This window comes from Chitinophaga sp. (assembly GCF_036566945.1).
Lineage (GTDB): Bacteria > Bacteroidota > Bacteroidia > Chitinophagales > Chitinophagaceae > Chitinophaga.
Window position 1 is genome coordinate 1 of record NZ_DATCVJ010000631.1, and the last position, 9796, is coordinate 9796.

General features: G+C 45.8%; 7 protein-coding genes and 1 tRNA gene. 7 read left to right on the forward strand and 1 reads right to left on the reverse strand.

The window, feature by feature from the left end; translation table 11 throughout:
• On the reverse strand, positions 1-780 hold a 780-nt coding region (locus VIP81_RS19380; protein ID WP_331964879.1), incomplete at its 3' end, for a LysR family transcriptional regulator.
• A gap of 104 nt (positions 781-884) precedes the next feature.
• On the opposite strand from VIP81_RS19380, the gene VIP81_RS19385 reads away from it, so the two are divergent.
• The 7 genes from VIP81_RS19385 to VIP81_RS19415 all read left to right on the forward strand — a co-directional run.
• Positions 885-1679 (forward strand): SDR family oxidoreductase, encoded by a 795-nt coding sequence (locus VIP81_RS19385; protein WP_331964882.1) that lies wholly within the window; start codon positions 885-887, stop codon positions 1677-1679.
• Positions 1680-1986: 307 nt separating this feature from the next.
• Positions 1987-2910, forward strand: a complete 924-nt coding sequence (locus VIP81_RS19390) for a family 2A encapsulin nanocompartment shell protein (RefSeq protein WP_331964885.1) — start codon at positions 1987-1989, stop codon at positions 2908-2910.
• Positions 2897-4546, forward strand: a complete 1650-nt coding sequence (locus tag VIP81_RS19395; RefSeq protein WP_331964888.1) for a family 2A encapsulin nanocompartment cargo protein cysteine desulfurase — start codon at positions 2897-2899, stop codon at positions 4544-4546. The genes VIP81_RS19390 and VIP81_RS19395 overlap by 14 nt, the downstream gene beginning before the upstream one ends.
• Before the next feature lie 269 nt (positions 4547-4815).
• Positions 4816-4887 (forward strand) — tRNA-Met (locus VIP81_RS19400).
• A 140-nt stretch (positions 4888-5027) separates the two neighbouring features.
• Complete coding sequence (gene yiaA, locus VIP81_RS19405) at positions 5028-5462, forward strand: inner membrane protein YiaA (RefSeq protein ID WP_331964891.1); 435 nt, start codon at positions 5028-5030, stop codon at positions 5460-5462.
• Positions 5463-6177: 715 nt separating this feature from the next.
• Positions 6178-9156, forward strand: coding sequence for a TonB-dependent receptor (locus VIP81_RS19410; RefSeq protein WP_331964894.1), 2979 nt, complete (start codon positions 6178-6180; stop codon positions 9154-9156).
• Between the two features lie 21 nt (positions 9157-9177).
• Positions 9178-9796: RagB/SusD family nutrient uptake outer membrane protein (locus tag VIP81_RS19415; protein WP_331964897.1), on the forward strand; the 619-nt coding region annotated here is incomplete at its 3' end.

Here is a 9796-nt window from a genome sequence, read left to right on the forward strand (position 1 = left end):
AAGTTTCTTTTGCTGTACCAGGTCTTTCACCAGGTAATCGGCAGCAATGGTCACCCCGTTTATATGTTGCATGGATTTCAGAATAGCGTTAAAATCCGGCACAGTAAACCGGGCCCGCAATGCCGGCCGTTTCTTAAAATTATGCAACCAGAACCGGCGGATGGCCAGCAAATCACTGCTATAGGCAAACCAGTTCTGTTCCAGCATCCAGGCTTCTATATTGTCCAGATCACCGTTCCGGATATACTTCTTTAAAGGCAACGGATCTATGTCCGGGTTGCCTACCAGCACAAACTTTTCAAACAGCACGGGTTCTGATATAATATTTTTTTCTACTACTGCGCTGGTAGATACCACAAACTGAAGGTCGCCCTTCAGCAGTTTCTGCACAAGGTCTTTGGTAAGCCCGAATTCTACTACCAGATTGGCATTGCCGATTTGTTCCAGCTGCGCCGTGAGCCGGGCGTCAAAAAACTCTTTGGGCGCCCCTATACTGATCAGCGTCATACAGCGGGCCACACAGGTGCGGCTGAAGTCGCCCTCTATCTTCTCCAGCTTTTCCACCGCCTCAATAATTTGTGTATAAAACAGTTGCCCATAGCTGGTAGGCACCATTCGGCGAGGCTTGCGCTCAAACAGCGGATGACCAATATAGTTCTCCAATGCAGATAAGTGCTGACTTACATTTGGCTGTGAAATCAACAATTCCTGTGCGGCGCCTGTTAATGTACCGGATTGATAGATGGCCTTAAAAGTCCGGTACCATTCAAAATTTACCATATCATAAAAGTATAAATTTATTTATACTTTCAAATAAATCACCTTATTAAATTTATACTTAAAAGAAGGATAAATTTGCACCATCAATTTAAATACGATTGTTTATGAACTTACAATTACAAGGCAAAAAAGCGCTCGTGAGTGGTTCCACACAGGGAATTGGCTTCGCTATTGCCTTACAACTTTTAAAAGAAGGTGCCACGGTGATTATCAATGGCCGCAGCACCGCCAGAATAGAAGAAGCCATCGCCAAACTAAAAGCCGAAGTACCTGGTGCGACTGTTACCGGTGTAGCAGCGGATTTTGGCAATGCCGCCGAAGTACAGCAAATGCTGGAACAGGTGCAGGATGTAGACATCCTGGTGAACAATGCTGGTATTTTTGAGCCCAAACCTTTTGTGGACATCACCGATGAAGAATGGCTGCGGTTTTTTGAGATCAATGTACTCAGTGGGGTGCGGTTGTCCCGTTACTTCTTCCCAAAAATGCTCGCTAAAAACTGGGGGCGCATTATTTTTATTGCCAGCGAATCGGCTATTATGATTCCGGAAGAAATGATCCATTACGGCACTACCAAAACAGCGCAATTGTCTATCAGCCGCGGTTTGGCAGAACTCACCAAAGGCACCAATGTGACCGTGAACACCGTACTCCCCGGCCCTACCAAATCGGAAGGGGTGGACGAGTTTATCAAAAAATTAGCAGAAGCCGATAATGTAAGTCCCGACCAGGCAGAAGCCGACTTCTTTAAAAACAAACGTCCCAGTTCTCTGATCCAGCGTTTCGCGGCTGTTTCGGAAATAGCCAACCTCGTAACATATGTGGCCAGCCCTCTTTCTGCCGCTACCAATGGCGCCGCACTCCGCGCCGATGGCGGTTTGCTGAGAACCATCTTCTAGTTTTTATATTTTTCTTTCCCATCTGCTGTTTTTTTATAACAGGAGATGGGAAACTGATGTTATCATCTCACAAAAAAATAATAGCAGGAACCGCCAGCCTTCAACGGCGCTCCCTCCCCAATGGTCCCCTTCCCGTTGCCACTACCTGTGCGCCAGCCAAAACCCCAATGATTAACGTGGATTTTTAATCAAAAAGACTTAATTTAACTCCTATTACACCCACCAGCAGGATAAAAGATGAGCCACCACACATTTTTGTTCTGCTCACAAAAACTTCATTTTTAAAAATTTCAAAAACTGACTCCCCATGGCAGATGAAATTCAACAGAAGGTCCAAACAGCACTTGGCGACGTCGCAGCAAGGCAACTGGCCATTGCTACGCGTACGGTACCGCAGATGTCCTCCATCACCCCACGCTGGCTAACAAAGCTCATGAGCTGGATACCGGTAGAATCAGGTGTGTACCGCCTCAACAAAGTAAAAGATGAAAGCAATGTAACTGTAGATTGCTCCGGCAGGGATGAACGCGAACTGCCGCAGACTTATGTGGATTACATTGACAATCCCCGTGAGTACAATCTCAGCGCGGTAAACACCGTACTGGATGTACACACCCGTGTGTCGGATCTCTACAGCAAACCTTACAATCAGATCAGCGAACAGTTACGACTAATCATTGAAACCATCAAAGAAAGGCAGGAAAGCGAATTAATCAACAATAAGGAGTATGGTTTGCTGCATAGCGTAGTGGCTTCCCAACGTATTAAAACCCGCACCGGCGCCCCTACTCCCGATGATCTGGATGAACTGATTACCAAAGTATGGAAAGAGCCGGGTTTCTTTTTGCTGCATCCGTTAACCATTGCTGCTTTTGGCCGCGAATGTACCCGCAGAGGTGTGCCTCCGCCCACGGTTTCCCTATTTGGCTCCCAATTCATTACCTGGCGTGGCATTCCGCTGATTCCGTCAGATAAACTGCCTATTGAAAACGGTAAATCAAAAATCATCTTATTGCGTACCGGCGAAAGCAGACAAGGAGTGGTAGGTCTTTACCAGCCTAATTTGCCCGGAGAACAATCACCGGGATTGTCTGTACGCTTCATGGGTATTAACCATCAGGCGATTGCTTCTTACCTGGTGTCTCTTTACTGCTCACTGGCGGTGCTGGTAGATGATGCCATTGCAGTTTTAGATGATGTAGAAATAGGCAAGTACCATGAATACAAATAATTTCAATACAGATGGATTACCGGATATTGCTGCATTGGAAAAGCTGGCCAACCAGTTATTTTCCTCCCTGCAATCCGGTAATGAGGTATTGCCACCGGCATACGCCTCTGCTGCCCCCATCCAGGACCCGCTGCTGCAACAGGGCAGTGTAACAGACGTTACACAGGCGCCCACCAGTTTACCGGACCCTCATTTTTCCGGTAATGGTGGCATCCCTGCCTCTGTAGCTGGCAGCGGCATTTCTCCGTCTGCCGCCGCTCAACATCCGGCGGCCTATGACCCGTCATTTGAAAAGGAGCTGCAACGTGCGCTGAAAAGTATCCCGGTATCATCGTATGCTTCGCAGCTGCCAACGCTGGGTACTTCGTACTATTTTTTACCCGAACACCCCGTTGGTATAACCGGCGCCAGCACCCCTCCGCTGGATGTAAACCTGATCCGGGCAGACTTTCCAATTCTGCAGGAACATGTGAATGGCCGCCGGCTGATATGGCTGGACAACGCCGCCACCACACAAAAGCCGAGGCAGGTAATTGATCGTATCAGCAGTTTCTACGAACACGAAAATTCCAATATTCACCGTGCCGCCCATGAACTGGCAGCACGTGCCACCGACGCATATGAAGGCGCCCGCGAAAAAGTAAGGGCCTTTCTCAATGCCTCATCTGTGAATGAAATTGTTTTTGTACGGGGCGCCACCGAAGCTATCAACCTGGTGGCCAAGAGCTGGGGAGAACAATTCCTGCAGACCGGCGATGAAATTATCCTCAGCCACCTGGAACATCACGCCAATATTGTTCCCTGGCAACAACTGGCCACCAAAAAAGGATTGCTCATTAAAGTAATTCCGGTGGATGATGACGGACAAATCATCTTATCGGAATACCAGAAACTACTCAGTACTAAAACAAAACTGGTATCGTTTACACAGGTATCCAATGCACTCGGCACCGTTACACCGGCACAGCAAATCGTAGACCTTGCACATCAGGCCGGCGCTAAAGTACTGGTAGATGGTGCACAGGCAGTATCGCATATGCGTGCAGATGTACAACGCCTGAACTGCGACTGGTATGTATTTTCAGGGCATAAAGTTTTTGGTCCTACCGGCATCGGCGTGTTATACGGCAAAGAAGCGCTGCTCAATGAAACACAGCCCTGGCAAGGTGGTGGTAATATGATCAAAGACGTTACGTTTGAACATACCCAGTATCATGCCGCCCCCGGCCGTTTTGAAGCAGGTACCGGTAATATAGCCGATGCCGTAGGACTGGGCGCTGCCATCGATTACGTAAATCATATAGGCATTGATGTTATATATCAATATGAACATTACCTGCTGGTATATGCTACACAATTGCTGAAAGATGTGCCAGGACTACGTTTAATCGGTACCGCTCCTGATAAGACCAGCGTGCTGTCTTTTGTTTTTAAAGACTACACCACCGAACAGGTAGGCGCCGCATTGAACCAGGAAGGGATTGCCGTAAGATCAGGTCACCACTGCGCGCAGCCCATTCTGCGCAGGTTTGGCGTGGAAAGTACGGTAAGACCTTCGCTTGCATTTTATAATAGCTGCGGAGATATTGATACCCTGGTAAATACTTTATTGCGCTTGCGCAGGAACAGGATTTAAATATTTTAGCGAGATGATGAAATGATAAACGGACTGAATTTCAACAATCCATTTATCATTTCATCATCTTAAAAAAAATATTTTTCATACAACAACATCTCCAAATAACTTTTCACCCTATCTCCCCAAATATCCTACAGCAAACAGTTACAGACGAAGTCAACTGTCACATAAAAACCCTTCATCTCCTGAAACCTGCGGCTACGCTCAGGAAAAACTACATTTAAATTTTGCAGTTTAAATTATTTACCTACATTTGCACTCCACAATGCGAGGTAGAGCAGAGGTAGCTCGTCGGGCTCATAACCCGAAGGTCAGTGGTTCGAATCCGCTCCTCGCTACAAAAAGTAAAAGTCCTGAACACATCGTTCAGGACTTTTTTTATGCCGAATAAATAGTATTATTACAGCAGGCCATCAATATGCAGGTAGCAATCTTGTTAGCCATCAACCCAATCCCTTCAGTAAATTTTATTCAATCAATGAAACAAAAACCTTCAATGGCATTTATTGCCGCCTCCTGGGTAGCAGTATTTGCAGGCATCCTCGGCTTTATCATTGGCTTATGGAATGCCACCACTATGCAACTAAATGAAAAAGGTTATTACTTCACCGTTTTAATGTACGGCCTCTTTGCCGCCGTATCTGTACAAAAATGCGTAAGAGATAGAATCGAAGGTATCCCTGTTACCGACATTTATTATGGGCTTAGCTGGGTATCTATGCTGCTCACCATCCTGTTGCTCACAGTAGGATTGTGGAACGCCACACTCGCTCCCAGTGAAAAAGGATTTTATGCTTTTGCATTTTTGCTCAGTGTATTCGGTGCTATTACTGTACAAAAAAATACCCGCGACAGCCAGGCTGCGAAAGACAGCCATCCGGTTGTCAAAGAGCCTGTTCCTTCCGAATTGTAGTTTTTTCCAACAGGGTGGGCAACCACCCTGTTGACTATCCCTTCCCCTTTTTCCGGAATACATAAATACTTTTCCTGATTCGCTGCCACTCTCAACCATGGCACCACTCTCAGGTATAAACGTGAAATAATTTCCCCACAGGTGCGTGGCCACTGCATTTCCGGGCACTCTTAAAAAAAATGTTAAAAATGATTTCATTTAATACAAATAAATATTACTTTTATTCCTGAAGAAAGAGATAAAGTGCTACGTTGTTGAAACTTGTTATTGAAATGGAAGATTCCCACGAATCTTTTTTTTGGAAACCATTGCTAAATCGATTTTTTCCTAGCTGATCCAATCAGCATTTAAAAATCGTTGCATCGCAATCCGCGTGTATGAAAAAAAATAATAAACAAAAAATGATGATACCGGGATAATTTCGGGAATCCTTTTAGAGAAAACTTGTTATTCTAATTATTAGCTAGATCGATATTCTGCTGAAAAACCAATATTAGACAGCATCGTGTATTATTTGCTTATGCTACATTATTAGGGACCATTGCCAACCTGACCGGAAACCAGGTTACACCCTCCATTGGAGGCATTTTACCACATTTATAAATTAATTAAATCGAACCTAAATTTTAAACAACTAGTCTGCAGGCTTATTGCTAAATCGTTTTTCCAATAGACCAGTCGGACTTTTCTTATTAACCAATATCAATAAATGTATATGCACAAACGATCCACGTTTTGGGCGGGGACGGGTATTGCCAATACTCTCCTGATGCTTCTTTCGCTCTTTGCCTTTTCACAGGGCAAACCAATATCCGGCAAAGTGACAGATGCCAATGATAAAACACCGATACCAGGTGTTTCTGTACAGGTGAAAAATACCAACACAGGCACCATCACCAAAGCTGATGGCTCTTTCAGTCTGCAGGCGCCGGAAAACAGTACCCTGATATTTTCCTTTATAGGATACCAACAACAGGAAATACCTGCAGGCACAGGTACACCTATGAATGTAAAACTGGTAACGTCTTCCAAGTCGCTGCAAGACGTAGTAGTGGTAGGTTACGGTACACAGAAAAGAAATGAAGTAACCACTTCTGTAGCCACCGTGAAGGCGGAAAACTTTAACCAGGGCGGTTCCCGCTCTCCAATGGATTTGATCCAGGGTAAAGTAGCCGGTTTGTCTGTTACCAGAACACAAGGTAACAACCCTAACAGTGGCGCCTCTATCCAGATCAGAGGTATCGGTTCCCTTTCGGGCGACAAAAATCCGTTAATCGTTATTGATGGTATTCCCGGTGGTAACCTCGACCTGTTGCAACAGGACGATATCGCAACCTTCGATGTATTAAAAGATGGTTCTGCTGCCGCTATTTATGGTACAAGAGGTAACAACGGTGTTATTCTCATCACTACCAAAAAAGGTAAAGCCGGCGATCCGCAATACACCTACTCTACTTATCTGCAAAGAGAAGCAATCGCTAAAAGACCCAATATATTAGGAGCCGCAGACTATGTAAAAATTGCCGGGCAGGATCAAAATAAAGGCGCAGACGTAGACATGTACGATCTGTTGCTGGATAAAAACAACCTGAGTCAATATCATAACTTCGCCGCTTCCGGTGGTACTGCCAACAGTAACTACCGCGCTTCTCTTTACTATAACGATGCAAATGGTATTGCCCTTCAGAACGGCCGCACACAATATGGTGGCCGCGTAAATGTGAACCAGACCGGATTACAGGGATTACTCACCATGCAGTTTAACCTGGCAGGTAACTTTAATAAAGCCAACCTGAACGGTGGTAACAGCGGTGGTGGCGACAACAAAGCCGGCAACGCAGGCGCCGACTTTGAACAGGCAGTACAACGCAATCCTACTGCCCCCATCTTTGATGCAGACGGCAAATACATTGAAACAAATGGTTTCAATAACTACAACCCGCTGGCACGCTTAAACCAGGAGCTGTACGACAGAGATCAGAAAACCTATTCCGGTGATGCACGCATAACGCTGGAGCCTATACGCGATCTGAAAATCTCTGCCTTCGGCGCCATCGTCCGCGATGAATACAACGACCGTCAATATAAAAGTAAACTCTCCCGTTCCTCCATCCAGGATTACAAAGGCGGTGGATATGCGTATAAAGCCAACTCCGCAGCCATGGATAAAACCTTTGAAGCAACGGTGGACTATACCAAAACCATTCATTCAGACCATACCTTCAATGTGCTCGGCGGTTATAGCTACCAATACAGCACCCTGGAAAAATATGCCATGGATAACAATGGCTTCCTGACCGATGCCTTCCAGGACTGGAACATTGGTGCAGGTAATGCACTGATTGATAAAACACTGCCTGCACCCACACAAAGCAGCGACAAAATAGATAATACCCTGATCGCTTTCTTTGGCAGGATCAACTATAACTACAAACAGAAATACATGCTGCAGGCCATCCTGCGTCATGAAGGCTCTTCCCGCTTCGGCGACAATAACAAATGGGGTAACTTCCCTGCGGTGTCTGCAGGATGGGTGATCTCAAAAGAAGCTTTCATGCAGGATCTGCCGGTTATCAATAACCTGAAACTGCGTGCAGGCTACGGTATTACCGGTAACCAGGGTATTCCCAGCTACCAATCCCTGCTCACCCTGGGCACTGGTGGCGCTTACATCCAGTATGGTCAATGGATTCAGACCTACGGTCCCGACAAAAATCCTAACCCGGATCTGAAATGGGAAAAGAAAAAAGAATTCAACATAGGTTTGGATTTCGCCCTGCTGAAAAACAGGATCGGCGGTTCGATCGATGTATACAGCCGCAAAACACAGGATTTGTTGTTCAACTACACCGCACAACTGCCCTCCAATATTCTTGACAACATCTTCACCAACGTAGGTGCTATCTCCAACAATGGGGTGGAAGTAGTGATCAATACGGTACCGGTACAAATGAAAAATTTCACCTGGAAAAGTGACCTGACCTTTAATTCCCAACGGAATAAAATGGTGTCTTTCTCTAACCAGATTTTCAAAACCACTGAGCAATATTTTGGAGACCTTCCATCTCCAGGTAACCTCGGTCCCTCTATCCGCGTAGTGGAAGGTGGCCCATTAGGTACTTTTTATGGATACCGTTATGCTGGTCTTAATGATAAAGGCGCCTGGCAGTTTTACAAAAAAGATGGCAGCATAGGCGATATCTCCACGATCAACCCGGATGATAAAACCGTGATTGGAAATGGTATTCCCAAATACATGGCTTCCTGGAATAATACTTTCCGTTATAAAAACTTTGACCTGAGTATTTTCTTCCGTGGCAAATTCGGTTTCGATATCCTCAACCTGCAGGATATGTACTTCGGTAACAAAAAATGGGCACCGAATAACATGTTAGCTTCTGCTATCGGCAAAAATGCCAAACTCGATGCCGATCCACAGTTCTCTGATTACTACCTCGAAAAAGGAGACTTCGTGAAACTGGATAACATCACTCTGGGCTATAACTTCCAGCTGAAAACCAAGTATATCCGCAACCTGCGCGTATACGCCAGTGGACGTAACCTTGCTACTATCACCAAATACAGCGGCCTAGATCCTGAACTGGAAGATACCGCCCTGGATTCCGGCATCGATGGCAGAGGATTTTATCCACGTACCCGCTCGTATACTATCGGATTGAATCTTGGATTTTAAAAAGCAGCAAAATTGTAACGTATGAAAAAAAGTAAAGTATATATCAGCGCAGCCCTGCTGGCACTCGGTATGAGCGCCTGCACCAAGCTCGAGGAAAAACCATACAGTCAGATTATTTCAGATCAGTTCTATAATAATAAACAGGAAGTAATGTCAGCCATCCTGCGCCCTTACACCCACGCGGGTGCATGGGCCGCGCCTACCGGCCAAACCGGCTACTGGCGTCTGCAGGAACTTTCTGCCGACCAGCTGGCATGGCCACAAAAAGGCCGTCATGGCTATGATGGCGGTAACTGGATCCGTCTGCATGCACATACCTGGATTGCCAATGAAGACAATACCTGGAATCCATGGCGACTGATGTACTGGGGCATGGGCTTCTGCAATAATACCCTCACAGATCTGACCCCACTGGACTTTACTAAAATCGGTATGACGGAAGCAGATAAAACCACCCTGCTGGCAGAAACAAAAGTGCTGCGTGCCTGGCATTATCTGAAACTGATGGACCTGTACGGCAATATTCCCGTGGAAACAGTAGTAGACAATGCCGCTTCTCCTGCCACCAAATCCCGCAAAGAAGTATTTGCATTCGTGGAAAAAGAAATCAAAGACAACATGGAGCAGCTGCAACCACTGT